The 17,859-nt window shown below is 53.0% G+C and carries 17 protein-coding genes; 15 read left to right on the top strand and 2 right to left on the bottom strand.

Annotated features, from left to right (window positions below; translation table 11 throughout):
- Window positions 1-3 precede the first annotated feature (3 nt).
- The 12 genes from puuR to cbdX all read left to right on the top strand — a co-directional run bounded on the left by puuR (window position 4) and on the right by cbdX (window position 12,077).
- Window positions 4-561, top strand: a complete 558-nt coding sequence (puuR, locus tag OGV89_RS17095; RefSeq protein ID WP_003830877.1) for an HTH-type transcriptional regulator PuuR — start codon at window positions 4-6, stop codon at window positions 559-561.
- Between the two features lie 138 nt (window positions 562-699).
- A complete protein-coding gene (puuC, locus tag OGV89_RS17090) occupies window positions 700-2,187 on the top strand; it encodes an aldehyde dehydrogenase PuuC (RefSeq protein WP_286559008.1) in 1,488 nt (495 codons plus the stop codon).
- A 2-nt stretch (window positions 2,188-2,189) separates the two neighbouring features.
- Window positions 2,190-3,470 carry an NAD(P)/FAD-dependent oxidoreductase gene (locus OGV89_RS17085; protein WP_003838714.1) on the top strand — a complete coding sequence of 427 codons (1,281 nt, stop codon included), beginning with the start codon at window positions 2,190-2,192 and terminating at the stop codon, window positions 3,468-3,470.
- A gap of 210 nt (window positions 3,471-3,680) precedes the next feature.
- Window positions 3,681-4,808 carry a hydrogenase 1 small subunit gene (gene hyaA, locus OGV89_RS17080; RefSeq protein ID WP_071524462.1) on the top strand — a complete coding sequence of 376 codons (1,128 nt, stop codon included), beginning with the start codon at window positions 3,681-3,683 and terminating at the stop codon, window positions 4,806-4,808.
- Window positions 4,805-6,598, top strand: coding sequence for a Ni/Fe-hydrogenase large subunit (hyaB, locus tag OGV89_RS17075; protein ID WP_286559006.1), 1,794 nt, complete (start codon window positions 4,805-4,807; stop codon window positions 6,596-6,598). The genes hyaA and hyaB overlap by 4 nt, the downstream gene beginning before the upstream one ends.
- Before the next feature lie 18 nt (window positions 6,599-6,616).
- Entirely contained in the window at window positions 6,617-7,351 is a 735-nt protein-coding gene (gene hyaC, locus OGV89_RS17070) for a Ni/Fe-hydrogenase b-type cytochrome subunit (RefSeq protein ID WP_044699252.1), read from the top strand.
- Window positions 7,348-7,929, top strand: a complete 582-nt coding sequence (gene hyaD / locus OGV89_RS17065; protein ID WP_060855518.1) for a hydrogenase 1 maturation protease — start codon at window positions 7,348-7,350, stop codon at window positions 7,927-7,929. The genes hyaC and hyaD overlap by 4 nt, the downstream gene beginning before the upstream one ends.
- A 5-nt stretch (window positions 7,930-7,934) precedes the next feature.
- The gene (hyaE, locus tag OGV89_RS17060) at window positions 7,935-8,339 is read left to right on the top strand and encodes a hydrogenase-1 operon protein HyaE (RefSeq protein ID WP_003847722.1); all 405 of its coding nucleotides are present in this window, start codon (window positions 7,935-7,937) and stop codon (window positions 8,337-8,339) included.
- The gene (locus OGV89_RS17055; RefSeq protein WP_032937039.1) at window positions 8,336-9,193 is read left to right on the top strand and encodes a hydrogenase expression/formation protein; all 858 of its coding nucleotides are present in this window, start codon (window positions 8,336-8,338) and stop codon (window positions 9,191-9,193) included. Before hyaE ends, OGV89_RS17055 begins: the two co-directional genes overlap by 4 nt.
- Window positions 9,194-9,281: 88 nt before the next feature.
- Window positions 9,282-10,826, top strand: coding sequence for a cytochrome bd-II oxidase subunit 1 (gene appC, locus OGV89_RS17050; RefSeq protein WP_121539767.1), 1,545 nt, complete (start codon window positions 9,282-9,284; stop codon window positions 10,824-10,826).
- Between the two features lie 11 nt (window positions 10,827-10,837).
- On the top strand, window positions 10,838-11,974 hold the full coding sequence (appB, locus tag OGV89_RS17045) for a cytochrome d ubiquinol oxidase subunit II (RefSeq protein ID WP_003838730.1): 1,137 nt from the start codon (window positions 10,838-10,840) through the stop codon (window positions 11,972-11,974).
- Window positions 11,975-11,987: 13 nt separating this feature from the next.
- Entirely contained in the window at window positions 11,988-12,077 is a 90-nt protein-coding gene (cbdX, locus tag OGV89_RS17040; protein ID WP_003838732.1) for a cytochrome bd-II oxidase subunit CbdX, read from the top strand.
- 52 nt (window positions 12,078-12,129) lie between these two features.
- On the opposite strand, the gene OGV89_RS17035 is transcribed toward cbdX, so the two are convergent.
- Window positions 12,130-12,843 carry a GNAT family N-acetyltransferase gene (locus OGV89_RS17035; protein WP_106901984.1) on the bottom strand — a complete coding sequence of 238 codons (714 nt, stop codon included), beginning with the start codon at window positions 12,841-12,843 and terminating at the stop codon, window positions 12,130-12,132.
- A 192-nt stretch (window positions 12,844-13,035) separates the two neighbouring features.
- The gene (pdxR, locus tag OGV89_RS17030; protein ID WP_270921555.1) at window positions 13,036-14,505 is read right to left on the bottom strand and encodes a MocR-like pyridoxine biosynthesis transcription factor PdxR; all 1,470 of its coding nucleotides are present in this window, start codon (window positions 14,503-14,505) and stop codon (window positions 13,036-13,038) included.
- 123 nt (window positions 14,506-14,628) lie between these two features.
- Here pdxR and OGV89_RS17025 point away from each other — a divergent pair, with 123 nt between their 5' ends.
- The 3 genes from OGV89_RS17025 to nhaC all read left to right on the top strand — a co-directional run bounded on the left by OGV89_RS17025 (window position 14,629) and on the right by nhaC (window position 17,855).
- A complete protein-coding gene (locus OGV89_RS17025; RefSeq protein WP_286559004.1) occupies window positions 14,629-15,078 on the top strand; it encodes a GNAT family N-acetyltransferase in 450 nt (149 codons plus the stop codon).
- Between the two features lie 167 nt (window positions 15,079-15,245).
- Complete coding sequence (locus OGV89_RS17020; protein WP_003838740.1) at window positions 15,246-16,250, top strand: LacI family DNA-binding transcriptional regulator; 1,005 nt, start codon at window positions 15,246-15,248, stop codon at window positions 16,248-16,250.
- Window positions 16,251-16,403: 153 nt separating this feature from the next.
- Entirely contained in the window at window positions 16,404-17,855 is a 1,452-nt protein-coding gene (gene nhaC, locus OGV89_RS17015) for a Na+/H+ antiporter NhaC (RefSeq protein WP_286559002.1), read from the top strand.
- The last annotated feature ends 4 nt before the right edge of the window (window positions 17,856-17,859 follow it).

Below are 17,859 nucleotides of genomic sequence, written 5' to 3'. Positions count from 1 at the left end.
ATTATGAGCGATGACGGCCTGGCGCCGGGTAAACGTTTGTCAGAGATCCGCCAGCAATTGGGTCTTTCGCAGCGTCGTGCCGCCGAACTGTCTGGGTTAACGCATAGCGCCATCAGCACCATAGAGCAGGATAAAGTCAGTCCTGCCATCAGTACGCTGCAAAAGCTATTGAAAGTATATGGGCTGTCGCTCTCCGAGTTCTTCGCGGAACCGGAAAAGCCTGACGAACCGCAGGTGGTTATCAATCAGGATGATTTGATTGAGATCGGGAGTCAGGGAGTATCCATGAAGCTGGTACACAACGGAAATCCGAATCGTACGCTGGCAATGATGTTTGAAACCTATCAGCCAGGCACGACAACCGGGGAGAGAATTAAACATCAGGGTGAAGAGATTGGCACAATACTGGAAGGTGAAGTGATACTGACCATCAACGGTCAAACGTATCCTCTTGTTGCAGGGCAAAGCTATGCCATTAACACCGGCATACCACACAGCTTCAGCAACACCTCGGCGGGGATCTGCCGCATCATCAGTGCCCACACTCCCACCACGTTCTAATCAGTAACGGCCTGAGTTTCTCAGGCCTTCTTAAATAACGCGCATTAACAGGGTACATCCCTGGGGTATCGTGCAGCCTGATTTTGCCTGAAAAAGATCAGCAACGAACTTTATCTTATTGATATAAAAGGAGTAGCTATGAACTTTCAGAATCTTAAATATTGGCGTGAGAAAGCCAGCCATTATTCACCGGAAACCCGTTTATTTATTAACGGCGAATATTGTGCCGCCGCCGATAACGAAACCTTTATTACCCAGGATCCGGCAGGACAACGCCCGCTCGCCAAAGTCGCCCGCGGCAAAAAAGCGGATGTTGACCGCGCGGTCACCGCAGCCCGCACCGTGTTTGAACGCGGGGACTGGTCGCAGGCATCACCCGCAGAGCGCAAAGCGGTGCTGCACAAACTCGCCGATTTAATGGAGCAGCATCACGAGGAGCTGGCGCTACTGGAAACGCTCGACACCGGTAAACCGATTCGCCATAGCCTGCGTGATGATATTCCCGGCGCGGCACGCGCCATCCGTTGGTACGCCGAGGCGATAGATAAAGTCTATGGTGAAGTTGCCACTACCTCGGTGAACGATTTAGCGCTGATTGTCCGCGAACCGGTGGGCGTGATTGCGGCCATCGTGCCATGGAATTTTCCCCTGCTGCTGGCATGCTGGAAGCTCGGCCCGGCTCTGGCTGCGGGTAACAGCGTGATCCTCAAGCCTTCCGAAAAATCACCGCTGACCGCGATTCGCCTGGCCGCACTGGCTAAAAAAGCAGGTTTGCCCGATGGCGTGCTCAGCGTTGTGAGCGGGTACGGTCACGAAGCGGGCCAGGCACTGTCGCTGCATCCGGATGTTGATGTGATCACCTTTACCGGCTCGACCCGCACCGGCAAGCAACTGCTCAAAGATGCTGGCGACAGCAACATGAAACGCGTCTGGCTGGAGGCCGGCGGTAAAAGTGCCAACATCGTATTTGCCGACTGCCCGGATCTGCCGAAAGCCGCCGCTAATGCAGCGGCAGGTATTTTCTATAATCAGGGCCAGGTTTGTATCGCCGGTACACGTCTGCTGCTGGAAGAAAGTATTGCCGACGAGTTTATCGCGCTTTTAAAAGAGCAGGCGAAAAACTGGCAGCCGGGCAACCCGCTGGATCCGGAAACAACGATGGGCACGCTTATCGACAACACGCATGCCGACACCGTTCACAGTTTTATTCGCGACGGTGAAGCGCAAGGCACGCTGGCGCTGGATGGCCGCAGCCACGTACACCCGGCGGCCATCGGCCCGACTATTTTTGTCGACACCGCGCCGCAAGCCCACGTCAGCCGCGATGAGATCTTCGGCCCGGTACTGGTCATCACTCGTTTTAGCAGTGAAGCCGAAGCTCTGGCGCTGGCCAACGACAGCGACTACGGTCTGGGCGCCGCGGTCTGGACCCGCGATTTGTTGCGCGCGCACAGCATGAGTCGCCGCCTGAAGGCCGGTTCGGTCTTCGTGAATAACTACAACGACGGTGATATGACCGTGCCATTCGGCGGCTATAAACAAAGCGGTAACGGACGCGATAAATCCCTGCATGCGCTGGAAAAATTTAGCGAATTAAAAACCATCTGGATCTCCCTGGAGTCTTAATCATGACTGAACATACCAGCAGTTATTACGCCGCAAGCGCCAATCAATACGAACCGTTCCCGACCCTTAGCGAATCGGTAAGCTGTGATGTTTGCGTCGTGGGCGGTGGTTATACAGGACTCTCCTCCGCCCTGCATTTATCAGAGATGGGTTACGACGTGGTGCTACTGGAATCCGCACGAATTGGCTTCGGAGCCAGCGGGCGCAACGGTGGTCAGTTGGTGAACTCCTACAGTCGCGATATCGACGTCATTGAACGCACCTACGGCCCGGACGCCGCTAAAATGCTTGGCAGTATGATGTTTGAAGGCGGCAATATCATTCGCGAACGTATCAAACGTTATCAGATCGACTGCGACTATCGTCCTGGCGGGCTGTTTGTGGCCCTGAACCACAAACAGATGGAAACGCTGGAGGAGCAGAAATCGAACTGGGAACGCTACGGCAATACGCAGCTTGAACTGTTGGATAGCAGCGAAATTCGCCGCGAAGTCAGCAGCGATCGTTATGTCGGCGCGCTACTCGACCACAGCGGTGGTCATATTCATCCGCTAAACCTGGCGATTGGCGAGGCTAACGCCATTCGTCTGAACGGCGGGCGCGTCTTCGAACAATCGCCTGTGACGCGTATTCAGCACACCACCCCGGCGGTGGTCAGCACCGAAAAAGGTCAGGTTACGGCACGTTTTGTGATTGTCGCGGGCAACGCCTACCTCGGCGACAAACTGGAACCTGCGCTGGCAAAAAGCAGCATGCCGTGTGGCACGCAGGTGTTAACCACCGAACCGCTGTCGGCGGAGATGGCGCGCTCGCTGATCCCGAAAAACTACTGCGTTGAAGATTGTAACTACCTGCTGGATTACTACCGTCTGACCGGCGATAACCGCCTGCTGTACGGCGGCGGTGTAGTCTACGGCGCTCGCGATCCGGACGATATTGAGCGTCTGGTGATGCCGAAACTGCTGAAGACCTTCCCGCAATTGCAGGGGGTAAAAATTGATTACCGCTGGACCGGTAATTTCCTGTTAACGCTGTCGCGCATGCCGCAGTTCGGCCGTCTTGATACCAACATTTACTATATGCAGGGCTACAGCGGCCACGGCGTGACTTGTACCCACCTGGCAGGACGGCTGATTTCGGAACTGCTGCGCGGGGATGCCGAGCGTTTTGACGCTTTCGCCAAACTGCCGCATTACCCGTTCCCGGGAGGCCGCAGCCTGCGCATTCCGTTTACCGCCATGGGCGCGGCCTATTACAGCTTACGCGATCGCCTTGGGGTTTAAGTTCTTCCGCGATAAACCCGACGCACAGGGCGGTCCCCCCTGTGCGTTTTTTTATTGCCGAATAAGCGAAAAACAGATAACAGGCACGAAAATATCGCAATAGGACATAACCACACACTTTGCATTGTTTCTCCCCGCTAATCGGATAGGCTTTTTTAGATTATCGCTGGCGGCGTGCGCCAGAACTCAACGGGGGAAGAAACGCGTGTTATGAATACGAATAACGAGGAGACCTTTTATCAGGCGATGCGCCGCAAGGGCGTGAGCAGGCGCAGTTTTCTTAAATATTGTAGCCTCGCGGCAACATCGCTAGGGTTGGGAGCCGGAATGACGCCCAGAATCGCCTGGGCGCTGGAAAACAAACCCCGGATCCCGGTCGTCTGGATCCACGGTCTGGAATGCACCTGCTGTACCGAATCATTTATCCGCTCCTCTCACCCACTCGCCAAAGACGTCATCCTCTCTCTGATTTCCCTTGATTACGACGACACACTGATGGCCGCCGCCGGAACACAGGCCGAAGAGGTCTTTGAAGACATTCTAAGCCGCTACCACGGCCGATACATTCTGGCCGTCGAAGGTAATCCTCCGCTGGGAGAACAAGGGATGTTCTGCATTAGTGGCGGGCGACCGTTTATTGAAAAGCTTAAAAGAGCCGCCGCCGGTGCCAGCGCGATTATCGCCTGGGGCACCTGCGCCTCCTGGGGCTGCGTGCAGGCTGCCCGGCCTAACCCAACTCAGGCAACACCGATCGATAAAGTGATTACCGATAAGCCGATCGTGAAAGTGCCCGGTTGCCCGCCGATTCCAGACGTCATGAGCGCCATCATTACCTACATGGTGACCTTTGGAAGGCTGCCGGAACTCGATCGTCTGGGGCGTCCGCTGATGTTTTATGGTCAGCGTATTCATGACAAATGCTACCGCCGCGCCCACTTTGACGCCGGGGAGTTCGTTGAAAGTTGGGACGATGACGCTGCCCGCAAAGGCTATTGCCTGTACAAAATGGGCTGCAAGGGGCCAACCACCTATAACGCCTGTTCCACCACCCGCTGGAATGGCGGTGTTTCCTTCCCCATTCAGTCCGGCCACGGTTGTCTGGGATGTTCGGAGAACGGCTTCTGGGATCGCGGTTCGTTCTACAGCCGCGTGGTCGATATTCCACAGATGGGAACGCATTCTACCGCTGACACCGTGGGCCTCACCGCGCTTGGCGTAGTGGCGGCTGGCGTCGGCGTCCACGCAGTCGCCAGCGCCGTCAATCAACATAACCGCCACAAACAGCAGTTAACTAAAGCCGAACAACCGCAGCCGGACAAAGAGGATAACCAGGCATGAGCAACTCGTATCAAACCCAGGGATATACGTTAAACAATGCGGGTCGCCGCCTGGTTGTGGACCCCATAACCCGCATTGAAGGCCATATGCGTTGTGAAGTGAACATTGATGAGCAGAATATCATCACCAACGCGGTTTCCTGCGGCACCATGTTCCGCGGGCTGGAGATCATTCTACAGGGGCGTGACCCGCGCGATGCCTGGGCGTTTGTTGAACGGATTTGCGGAGTATGCACCGGCGTACATGCCCTGGCATCGGTGTATGCCATTGAAGATGCCATTGGCATCAAGGTGCCCGACAACGCCAACATCATTCGCAATATTATGCTGGCGACGCTGTGGTGCCACGACCATCTGGTGCACTTTTACCAGTTAGCCGGAATGGATTGGATTGACGTGCTGAATGCCCTGAAAGCAGATCCGCGCGCCACATCACAGCTGGCGCAAAGCCTTTCTGCCTGGCCGAAGTCCTCCCCTGGCTACTTTTTTGACGTCCAAAATCGCCTGAAGAAATTTGTCGACGGCGGTCAACTGGGGATTTTCCGCAACGGTTATTGGGGTCACCCGCAGTACAAACTGTCGCCTGAGGCTAACCTGATGGGCTTTGCCCATTATCTGGAAGCACTCGATTTTCAGCGCGAGATCATCAAAATCCATACGGTGTTTGGCGGTAAGAACCCGCATCCTAACTGGATTGTCGGCGGTATGCCGTGCGCGATTAATATCGATCAGCGCGGCGCGGTTGGCGCAGTCGATATGGAACGCCTGAACCTGGTGCAGTCGATCATCACCCGCACCACTGATTTCATCAACAACGTCATGGTGCCTGACGCGCTGGCTATCGGCCAGTTCAATAAGTCCTGGAGCCAGATTGGCACCGGGCTTTCTGATAAGTGCGTCTTGAGCTACGGCGCGTTCCCGGATATTGCCAATGACTTCAGCGCGAAGAGCCTGTTGATGCCAGGCGGTGCGGTGATTAACGGTGATTTTAAAAACGTGCTGCCAGTGGATCTGGCCGATCAGCAACAAATTCAGGAGTTTGTCGATCATGCCTGGTACCGTTATCCGGACGATCAATTAGGTCGTCACCCGTTCGAAGGGATTACTGAACCCTGGTATAACCCGGGCGATGTCAAAGGCAGCGATATTGATATCAAACAGCTCAACGAACAGGAACGCTATTCGTGGATTAAAGCCCCGCGCTGGCGCGGACACGCCATGGAAGTTGGACCACTGGCGCGCACGCTGATTGCCTATCACAAAGGGGATGCCGCCACGATTGAATCCGTCGATAGCATGATGTCTGCCCTCAAGCTGCCGCTTTCGGGTATGCAGTCGACGCTGGGGCGTATTCTGTGCCGCGCGCACGAAGCCCAGTGGGCCGTGAGCAAACTGCAATATTTCTTCGACAAGCTAATGACCAACCTGAAAAACGGCAATCTGGCGACCGCAAACACCGAAAAATGGGAGCCTGAAAGCTGGCCGCAGCAGTGTCGCGGGATCGGCTTTACCGAAGCACCGCGCGGCGCGTTAGGTCACTGGGCATCGATTCGCGACGGGAAAATCGATCTCTATCAGTGTGTGGTGCCGACCACCTGGAATGCCAGCCCGCGCGATCCGAAGGGACAAATTGGTGCTTACGAGGCGGCGCTGATGGGCACCCAAATGGCGATACCGGATCAACCGCTGGAGATCCTGCGCACCTTGCACAGCTTCGACCCCTGCCTGGCATGTTCAACCCACGTACTCGGCGACGACGGCAGCGAACTTATCGCCGTCCAGGTTCGCTAAGCGTTAAGGAACGGAACGATGACTGGAAAAACATCCCCACGCGTCGGGGAGGCGCGTGATACCGCTATCAGCCACTATGTGTTTGAAGCGCCTGTACGCTTGTGGCACTGGCTGACGGTGGGCTGCATGTTGGTGTTGATGGTGACCGGATACTTCATTGGTCGACCGCTGCCGTCGGTCAGCGGTGAGGCCACTTATCTGTTCTATATGGGCGACATCCGGCTGATACATTTCTCCGCCGCCATGGTATTCACGGTGATCCTGCTGATGCGCATTTACTGGGCCTTTGTCGGTAACCGCTATTCACGCGAGTTGTTTATCGTGCCGGTCTGGCGGCGCAGCTGGTGGCGAGGCGCGTTTTCGGTGGTGCGCTGGTATCTGTTTCTGGAAAAAAAACCGGGAGATGATATCGGTCATAACCCCATCGCGCAGGCGGCGATGTTCGGTTATTTCCTGCTTTCCGTTTTTATGATCCTGACCGGTTTTGCCTTATACAGCGAACATAGCCAATACGCCATTTTTACCCCTTTCCGCTATGTGACGGAGTTTTTCTACTGGACCGGTGGGAACTCTCTCGATATCCACAGCTGGCATCGGTTGGGGATGTGGTTCATCGCCGCCTTCATCGTAGGCCATGTGTATATGGCGATTCGTGAGGACATCATGTCTGACGATACCGTCATCTCCACCATGGTCAATGGCTACCGTAGCCACAAATTTCCCAAAGGTCAGCACGACAAGGAGGCGTCATGAGCGAACCACACGTCATCGTGATGGGTCTAGGCAACCTGCTGTGGGCAGATGAAGGCTTTGGCATTCGCGTCGCCGAACGCCTGTACGCCCATTATCACTGGCCGGAATACGTTGAGATCGTCGACGGCGGCACGCAGGGGCTGAATCTGCTGGGCTACGTTGAGCAGGCCAGTCATCTGCTGTTGCTGGACGCCATCGACTACGGTCTCGCGCCGGGCACCCTGCAAACCTACGCCGGTGAAAAAGTCCCCAGTTACCTCAGCGCCAAAAAAATGAGTCTGCATCAGAACAGTTTCTCCGAAGTGCTGGCGCTGGCGGACATTCGCGGCCATCTGCCCCCGCACATCGCCCTTGTAGGACTTCAACCGGTACAGCTGGACGACTATGGCGGCAGCCTGACCGACATCGCGCGTGCTCAGCTTCCGGTGGCGGAGCAGGCCGCACTTACGCAACTGGCTGCGTGGGGGATTGTGCCACAGACCAACGATGAAACGCGTTGCCTGAACTATGAATGCCTGTCGATGGAAAACTATGAAGGCGTGCATATTCGCCAGTATCGCGTAACGCTGGAGAGATAAGCAACATGTTGAATGACAATCCTTTTCCTGCTCTATGGCAACGTATGCTGGCCAGGGGCTGGCAGCCGCTAACCGCGCCCGAACTGGATGACTGGATAACCCACGTTCGCGACGGTGTGGTGTTACTCAGTAGCGATCCCCGCCGTACACCGGAAGTCAGCGATAATCCAGTGATGATTGCCGAGTTGCTCCGCGAGTTTCCCCAGTTTGACTGGCACATCGCCATGGCGGATCTCGAGCATAGCGAGGCGATTGGCGATCGTTTTGGCGTATTCCGCTTCCCGGCTACCCTGGTATTTACCCAAGGTGAGCTGCGCGGCATTCTCAGCGGCATCCACCCGTGGGCCGATCTGCTCAACCTGATGCGCCCCTTAGTTGAACCACGCACGCCGCCGGAGTCTGAACGATGAGCGACACTTTTTTTCATCTGCTGGGGCCGGGAACGCAGCCGGACGATGACAGCTTCAGCATGAATCCCTTACCCCTCACTTGCCAGGTCAACAGCGACCCCAGCATGGCATCACTGGAAAACTGTCCGCACAGTCCGGCGGTGATGGCATTGTTAGCCGATGTGCGCCAGCAGCTCAGGAGGCGCATACCCGCCAAACAGGACGTGCTGGGATGGGATTTATCCGCGCTCAACGCAGACGATCTCACGTTTTTGAATACGCTGCTCGGCGAAGGCGAAGTTTCAGTGCGCATCCAGCATGCTGACGGCAGAGCGTGCGAGATCCAGGAGTCGATTTTCTGCGGCATCTGGCGGGTGCGTTGTCAGAATGACAAGGGACAGTGGGAGGAGCATCTGGAAGCAGGCAGCGCGCCGCGTGCACTGTGGCTGGCGGCAACGTTCAATACACTGCCGGACGACAGCCTGTTGCCCCCGCCGGTGGACGGGCTAATGAATGGCCTGACGCTGGCTCAGGAACTGCTGGCGCACGTGCGCGATCCGGCCTTGCAACCCCATAGCATTAACCTCACCCAACTGCCGATTAGCGATGCGGATCGCCTGTTTCTTGCTCGGTTATGTGGCGAAGGACACATCCAGATCCGCACTATCGGCTACGGTGAGAGCCAAATCGACGCCACGGCGCTGCGCCATGTCTGGCATGTGCGCTGTCTGGATACCCTGAAAGGGCTTCTGCTCGAAAGTTATGAGATCTGTCCATTACCGGAACTGGTGCAGGCTGCGCCGGAAGATCTTCGCGACTCGCTCCAGCGTCTGGATGAAGTCTGCGGCTGGCTGGCATCCGGTCCACCGGCCTGACCCTCTCTCCCGGCCCGCATGCTTTTATGCTGCGGGTCTGGCGTTTTCTTCCTTATCTATTCACTCTCTAATGCCTGATGGAGTTCGCATGTGGGACGTCATTGACTTATCGCGTTGGCAGTTTGCGCTGACCGCGCTGTACCATTTTCTGTTTGTTCCCCTGACGCTGGGGCTAATTTTTATGCTGGCCATCATGGAAACCATTTATGTGGTGACGGGCAAAACAGTCTACCGCGACATGACGCGTTTCTGGGGCAAGTTATTCGGGATTAACTTTGCGCTCGGCGTGGCAACCGGCCTGACCATGGAGTTTCAGTTCGGTACTAACTGGTCGCTCTATTCTAACTATGTGGGCGATATTTTTGGCGCGCCTCTGGCAATGGAAGCCCTGCTGGCCTTCTTCCTCGAATCCACGTTTGTTGGTCTGTTCTTCTTCGGCTGGCAGCGCTTAACCAAATACCAACACCTGATGGTCACCTGGCTGGTCGCGTTTGGTTCCAATATCTCGGCCCTGTGGATCCTCAACGCCAACGGCTGGATGCAATATCCAACCGGCGCTCACTTTAATATTGATACCCTGCGTATGGAGATGAGCAGCTTTAGCGAGCTGGTCTTTAACCCCATCAGCCAGGTGAAATTTGTGCATACCGTGATGTCCGGTTATGTCACCGGCGCCATGTTTGTGATGTCCATCAGCGCCTGGTATCTGCTGCGCGGTCGCAATTGCGAGTTCGCCCGGCGTTCCTTCGCGGTGGGTTCCATTTTTGGCACACTGGCTATCCTCGGCACTCTACAACTGGGTGATAGCTCAGCCTATGAGGTTGCCCAACGCCAGCCGGTAAAGCTGGCGGCAATGGAAGGCGAATGGCAAACCGAACCGGCACCCGCGCCCTTTCATGTCATCGCCTGGCCGCAGCAGGAGCAAGAACGTAACGCCTTTGCTGTGAAGATACCGGCTCTGCTGGGCATCCTGGCCACGCACTCTTTAGACACGCCGGTTCCGGGGCTGAAAAATCTGATGGAGGATGCTCTCCCCCGCCTGCAACGAGGTCGGGAAGCGTGGCTGCTGATGCAGGAAATCGCCAAAGGTAACCGCACGCCTCAGGTACTGAACGCTTTTCACGCTGTGGAGAAAGATCTGGGTTACGGCATCCTGCTGGCGAACTACGCGCCTGATATGAACCATGTCACTCCGGAGCAATATCAGGCCGCGCAACGCGGTGCGATCCCGCAAGTAGCACCGGTATTCTGGAGTTTTCGCATCATGATTGCATGCGGTTCACTTCTGCTGCTGGTGATGGCGATTGCTCTGATACAGACCTTACGCTGGCGTATCGACCAGCATCGCTGGGTACTGCACATGACACTGTGGAGCTTGCCGCTACCGTGGATTGCCATTGAAGCGGGCTGGTTTATGACGGAGTTTGGCCGCCAGCCGTGGGCGATTCAGGATATTTTGCCGACCTGGTACGCCCACTCCGCGTTAAGCGCAGGCCAACTGGCCTTCTCCATGGGGCTAATTCTCACGCTTTACACCTTGTTTTTAATTGCCGAAGTCTACCTGATGCAGAAATACGCGCGCCTTGGCCCGGATGCAATGCATAACCAACAACCAGCGCAACAACAGGGATAAAGGAGATAATCATGTTGGATTATGAAACGTTGCGGCTCATCTGGTGGCTGCTGATTGGCATCATCCTGGTGGCATTTATGGTCACCGACGGGTTTGATATGGGGGTTGGCTGCCTGTTGCCGCTGATCGCGCGTAACGATGATGAGCGTCGGGTACTAATCAATAGCGTCGGAGCGCACTGGGAAGGTAACCAGGTGTGGCTCATTCTGGCGGGCGGTGCATTATTCGCGGCCTGGCCACGGGTCTATGCCGCGGCATTTTCAGGGTTTTATGTGGCGATGATTCTGGTGCTGTGCGCCCTTTTCTTTCGCCCGTTGGCCTTTGATTATCGTGGAAAAATAGCCAATGCACGCTGGCGCGCCATGTGGGACACCGGGTTGGTGATTGGCAGTCTGGTCCCTCCAGTTATCTTCGGCGTCGCGTTCGGCAACCTTTTTTTGGGCGTGCCTTTTATCTTCACTCCACAGCTTCATGTGCAATACCTGGGCACCTTCTGGCAGTTACTCTCACCCTTTGCCCTGCTGTGCGGCGCATTAAGCCTGATGCTGGTTATTCTGCAAGGGGGCGTGTGGCTCCAGTTGAAGACCGACGGCATTCTTCACCAACGTGCGCTGTCTGCTACCCGCCGCAGCGCGATGCTGGTCGTGCTCTGCTTTCTGTTAGCCGGTTACTGGCTATGGACGGGGATCGATGGCTATGTGTTGCTAAGCCAGGATCCTAATGGTCCTTCCAACCCGCTATTAAAAGCAGTAACTACCTCGCCGGGCGCGTGGATGGCGCACTTTTATCAGTCACCACTGCTGTTAATTATTCCGCTGCTTGGCATGATTTTCCCGATGCTCGCGATCTATGCCTGCGGACAACGTCGGGCCGTATGGGGATTTTTGTTTGCTTCACTGGGCCAGGCCTGCGTGATCTTCACCGCTGGAATCACCCTGTTTCCGTTTGTGATGCCTTCAAGCGCGTATCCGCTCTCCAGCCTGACGGTGTGGGACAGCACCTCCAGCCAGATGACACTCAGTATCATGCTGGTTATTGTGCTGATTTTTCTACCGATCGTTCTGCTTTATACCGTGTGGAGTTATTACAAAATGCTCGGGCGCATCAATGTAGAAACGATCCGCCGCCACAACCACGAACTTTATTAAGGAGGACTGTACGATGTGGTATCTGTTTTGGTTTGTCGGCATTCTGCTGATGTGCGGACTCTCCACGCTGGCGCTGGTCTGGCTTGAGTCGCGGCAGAGATAATTCTACACGGGCGCTACGCTTTCTGGCTCCCCGGTTTATTCGGGGAGCTTTTTTATCCCCTTTCCATCAGCTCGTCAAGACGCCTAATCTGCCGTCCCTGATTATCGAAATTACGCTCATCGAGCCACATATCGTAGGCCGGTCGAAGTGACGGGTACTCACCGTCAATGATTGAGTACCATGCGGTATCTCGATTACGCCCCCGCGTGACGACAGCCTGACGAAATATGCCTTCAAAACTGAAGCCAAAGCGCTCCGCCGCCTCACGGGAAGGAGCATTGAGAGCATCGCATTTCCATTCAAAACGGCGATAGCCCAGATCCTCAAAAACGTACTTTAAAAGCAATGAGATGACTTCTGTTGAGATTCGCGAACGTTTCATGCGTACGGAGTAGGAAACATGGCCAACCTCGATCACGCCATTTGAGGGATCAATCCGCATCAGTGCAAACGTACCAACAGTTTTCATACTGGTTAAATCGATCACAGCAAAATGCATCGGATCGGTCTGTTCTTCCATCTTTTTTACATAATCCAGGAAGGTATCGAAGGTCTCAAAAGGCCCGACCGCCAGATATGTCCAGTCACGACAATCGCTTGCTTCGCAGTACGCTTCATACAACTCTTTTGCATGGCGTTCGGCGTTAATACGTTCAAGCTTACAATAGCGACCTGTAATTTGCTGAGCCTGTGGAAAGGGTGCGCCTTTCCAGTCAGACAAAGTCATACCAACGGGTTGATGAAATTGATTAAAGATGCCCGACATATCCATACCTCTTACAAAACAGGGCTAAACCAGCGCAGAGTATGATCAAACTGGGCAGTCCAAAAGAACCACAATGCGTGTTTTTAACAGATCCACACTATTTATCTGTACAAAAAACAGGCGCAATATTTTTACACGTAGCAAAAGAAACGTATTTACTGCATTAATGCTTAGAGCTGAATAAATTATAAGTTAAATAACCTGAGCCAGACGGCGAATCCCATCAACAATTGCCTCTACCGGATGATTTGCAAAACCAATCAAAATTCCCTGTCGTGAAACATCGCTCTGGTAATAACGACTTAGTGATAGTATTCCCATCCCTAGTAATCTGGCTTTCTCTTCAACTTCACTCCCAGTCATCCCATTTTGCAACCAACATACGATATGAACGCCTGAGTCTGAAGGTTGAATAATCATTTTATCAGCAAGATAGCATTGAATAGCATTGACCAACGCAGTTCTTCTTTCATAGCATGCTTTGCGAATTCGACGCACATGACTGGCATAGTGCCCCTCCTCAATAAAATTTGCCATCACTGCTTGTTCAAGATAACTGGTACCGAGATCGGAATAATATTTGGTCACCATAATCTGTTCTTGTAAATCCGGCGGAACAACTAAAAAACCTAAACGGAATTCCGGGTACATCATTTTAGAAAATGTTCCGGCATAGATTACGCGTTGATTCTGATCTAATCCTTGCAGAGCTTGTAAAGAACGGTCGGCATAACGGAACTCACTATTATAATCATCTTCAAATATCCATGCCTGATTCGACTTCGCCCATTCCAGCAACTCAAAACGCCGGGATAAACTCAACGTTCCACTTAATGGATATTGATCCGACGGGACGACATAGGCCAGCTTAGCGTCAGGAAAATGATCAATACCATAGCGGACGTTCATTCCTTCGCTATCTACCGGTACCGGCCTCACCATAGCACCAACAGACATGAAGGTTCCGCGGGCGCCTTTGTAACCCGGGTCGTCCAGCCAAACTTCATTTCCTGCCGACAGCAATGCTCGTGCAGTAATGTTCAATGCCTGCTGAATACCATTTACGATGATTATTTGATCTTCGTTACAGTTCACTCCACGCGTTGTTTTAATGTAGCGGCAAACCGCTTTTCTCAAAGGAAGGTACCCGCAAGGATGAGTGTGGGCTCCCAGTTGATGCCGGGATTGTCTCCAGACTCGTTGCAGTAGCTTTCCCCATAACCCATGCGGGAAGAGATCCGTACACCCGACACCAACCGCAAATAGACGGTTCATGCCGCGCCCTTCATACTCATTTGACCATAAATCGCGAGCAGGATTATTTCGGCTGTGAACCTGCTCATCAGGCGATACGACGTCCACCAACGCCATCTCTGGATAGCTATTGCTGATACTCCGATCCGGAATATGATGTGAGACATACGTTCCAGACCCTTTACGAGTCAGGATATACCCTTCATCTAATAGCCGGTCATAACCGGCGATCGCTGAGTTTCGTGAAATTGACATCATTTCGGACAACGCCCTGGTTGACGGCATTTTTGTTCCTGGCGGCAATCGCCCTTCGAGGATGTGATCGCGGAGGATGTGGTAAACCTGCTCCTTAACCGCACCTTTTCCTAAAACAAATCCTTGAAATAAAGGCGCATTGTTTTTCTTCATTGTATTAACCTTTATACTAAAGTGGATCCTATCAATATATCGAAAGTGTCTCTTTACGAGAGTTTATAAAATTCTTAGTATCATCATACTAACACATTACTCGTATAAAATATCAGGATATATATGATTAACATGAATGCCGTTACTATTGAAAGTGCAGAACAAAAAGACTACGCCAGCTGGCTTCCTTTATGGATAAACTATCAAACATTTTACCGCACTATAATTTCAGATGAAGTAACAAAATTAACGTGGGAGCGTTTCTTTACCCCGAGCGAACCTGTTTATTGTGCTGTTGCAAAATATGATGGGAAAATAGTGGGACTGGTTCATTATCTCTTTCACCGCTCAACCTGGGCAGAATCAAACTATTGCTATCTCGAAGATTTATTTGTTAGCGAAGATGTACGCGGCCAACACATCGGTAAACAACTTATCGAACATGTCCAACAACAAGCCAAAAAACATCACGCGTCAAGATTATACTGGCATACGCATGAAACCAATCTCCGTGGGCAACGACTGTATGACTGGGTGGCCAAAAAGAGCGGGATGATCGAATATCGCATGTAAGTATAATAATACTCAGGATAGTATTGAATAATTAAATACTAAAAATAAGCCTCTGAGTAGATATACTCAGAGGATGTATCGGTGACAAATCCCCCCAACCTGAATAAGATAAGGAAAAAAACCAGCGATAAGCAAATTCTTAAGAATTAAAAAGGTAAAGAGCCAGCATGGCAACGATAAAAGATGTTGCAGAGTTAGCGGGAGTGTCCACCGCAACAGTTTCACGTGTTATTAATCAAACCGCATGGGTTGAACCCGTGACGCGTGAGCGTGTTGAAAAAGCCATGCGCGAACTGAACTATCATCGCAATGCTGCCGCTATTGCATTAGCGAAACGCAGCGGTGACATGCTCGGGTTATTGACCGGCAATCTTGCCGATCCCTTTTTTGCCAGGCTTGCACGAGGCGTGGAAGAAGTATCACGCCAGCAGCAGTTTCGGCTGATGGTATGCAGCGGCGGTCACGATGAAGGAATGGAGAAATCAGGACTCGATTTCCTGATAAACCAGGGCTGCGAAGCTATTGTGGTCCATGCCAGTAGACTGTCTGAAAAGGAACTGTTGCGATATGCCGCTCATTTTCCTGCCATGGTGGTCGTAAATCGCTATATTGCCGGGATGGCCAATCGCTGCGTGTGGCTGGAAAATAGTCAAGCAGCTAAAACAGCCACGCTACACCTCCTGGAGCAAGGACACCGTTGTATTGCCTGCGTGACAAGTGACTTACCGATTATCGATCGCCGTGAGCGGCTGGAAGGTTATCGCCAGGCGCTGGCTGAATATGGTATTACGCCAGATAAAAATTGGGTGATTAGCGTGCCCTTTAATGAAGAAGGTGGCGAACGCGCTGCACATCAGCTGCTTAATTGCGGCATTCCTTTCACCGCAGCGGTGACGTTTAATGATGTGATGGCCGCTGGGATTATGCGCATCCTCCATCAGCAGGGAATTACTCTTCCGCAACAGCTTTCGATCGTTGGATTTGATGATGTGGTGATGGCCCGCTATCTCTACCCAGCACTCACAACAATGCATTATCCCGTTGAGCGCATGGCTCGCTGCGCTTCGCAGCTGGCGATACAGCTTTTTAAGGGCGCAACTCAGCGTCCCAGCGTGAATAGTTTCACTGCAGAGCTGGTGATCCGCGATTCTGTTCTTCCCCCCTCTCTCTGAAATCAATGCGTAAATCGTCAAGCCCCTGAGTTGTGATCAACTTCAAATTTAGCGCCCTCATGTAATCGCTTACATGAGGGCCAATGAACGATCACAGTCAGACAAAAGAGTGTTCTCTACTCTTGAGCGACCTTACAGACTGGAGATTCATGAATGAATGCCTCTCAAAATCAGAAAAAAGCACTCTCATTTGGACTGGCAGTGATCCCTATTTTAGCCATGCTACTGCTGTTAATTATTGGCTACGGCATCATGGGGCTACGTATTGAACCTTTATTGCTTTGTTCTGCTGCAGTCGCCGCGGGCATGGCCTGGTGGCAAGGGTATTGCTGGGAAGACATCATTAATTCGGTGGTGGATAAACTCGCCAAAGCAATGCCGGTTATCATGATTCTTATCTGTGTTGGCGGCCTGATTGGTACATGGATGTTCAGCGGCACCATCCCTTACATGGTGTACTGGGGACTTAAACTCATCAGCCCCGAATACATTCTCATCGCCGCGTTCTTTTTGACCAGCGTCGTATCGGTGTGTACCGGAACCTCCTGGGGTTCCGCCGGAACGGTTGGCGTAGCGCTGATGGGGGTTGCCGCCGGGCTGGATGTCTCATTGGCAGCAGCGGCAGGTGCCGTTGTTTCTGGCGCTTACTTCGGTGACAAGATATCGCCGTTGTCAGACTCCACCAACTTTGCGGCTATTGTCGCAGATACCACCCTTTTCGAGCATATCCAGCACTTATTGTGGACCACTATTCCCAGCTTTCTGCTTGCCGCTGTGGTTTATCTTATTGCGGGCTACAGCAATATGCTCGGCGAGGTCGCCACGCCGCAACGGGTTACCGATATTGTCAACGCTCTGGAGTCGCTATACCACTTCAATATCATTCTGATTTTGCCACCGGTTATTGTGTTGTGGGGCGCGGTTCGTAAAAAGCCGGTCATTCCTTTAATGCTGAGCGCATGCGTATTAGCCCTGATTCTGGGCGTTGTCATGCAAGGACTCAGCATCAAGCAGGGGCTGGATGCCTTTATAGATGGGTTCAACATTACTATGTTCCCGCAAGGGAGTGAGGGCATTATTGCTGATGTTCCGCGCCTGCTGAACCGTGGCGGAATGTTCTCAATGATGAGCACTATTCTTCTGGTATTTTGCGCATTTTCTTTTGCCGGTGCCTTAACGTTAACGGGCGCACTCAACATTATCATTAACCGCTTACTGACGGTCATTCACAGCGTCGGTCAGTTAATTGCGGCAACCATTGGTACCACCCTTCTTGTTACCGGAGCGACAAGCGACGGCAAGCTGGCTCTTCTGGTTCCAGCTGAATTATTTAAAGACGCATACCGCCGCATGGGACTGGATACCAAAAATCTGTCCCGCACAATTGAAGACGCTGGCACCGTCATTGAGCCGTTGTTGCCATGGACCGCCGCCGGAGTTTATATGGCCACAACATTAGGAGTGAGCACACTGGATTTATTGCCATGGGCGATTCAGTGCTATGCCGCAATCTTCTTCGCCTTGATTTACGGCTTCACGGGAATCGGTATTGCGAAGGCGCCATCAGTGACAGAAACAGAAAAAAATATTACGGCAACAGAATAGGGAG

It is taken from the genome of Citrobacter sp. Cf125, from assembly GCF_030333935.1.
GTDB lineage: Bacteria > Pseudomonadota > Gammaproteobacteria > Enterobacterales > Enterobacteriaceae > Citrobacter > Citrobacter freundii.
The sequence above is the reverse complement of the archived record's forward strand: the minus strand, read 5'-3'. Positions and strand labels throughout refer to the sequence as shown.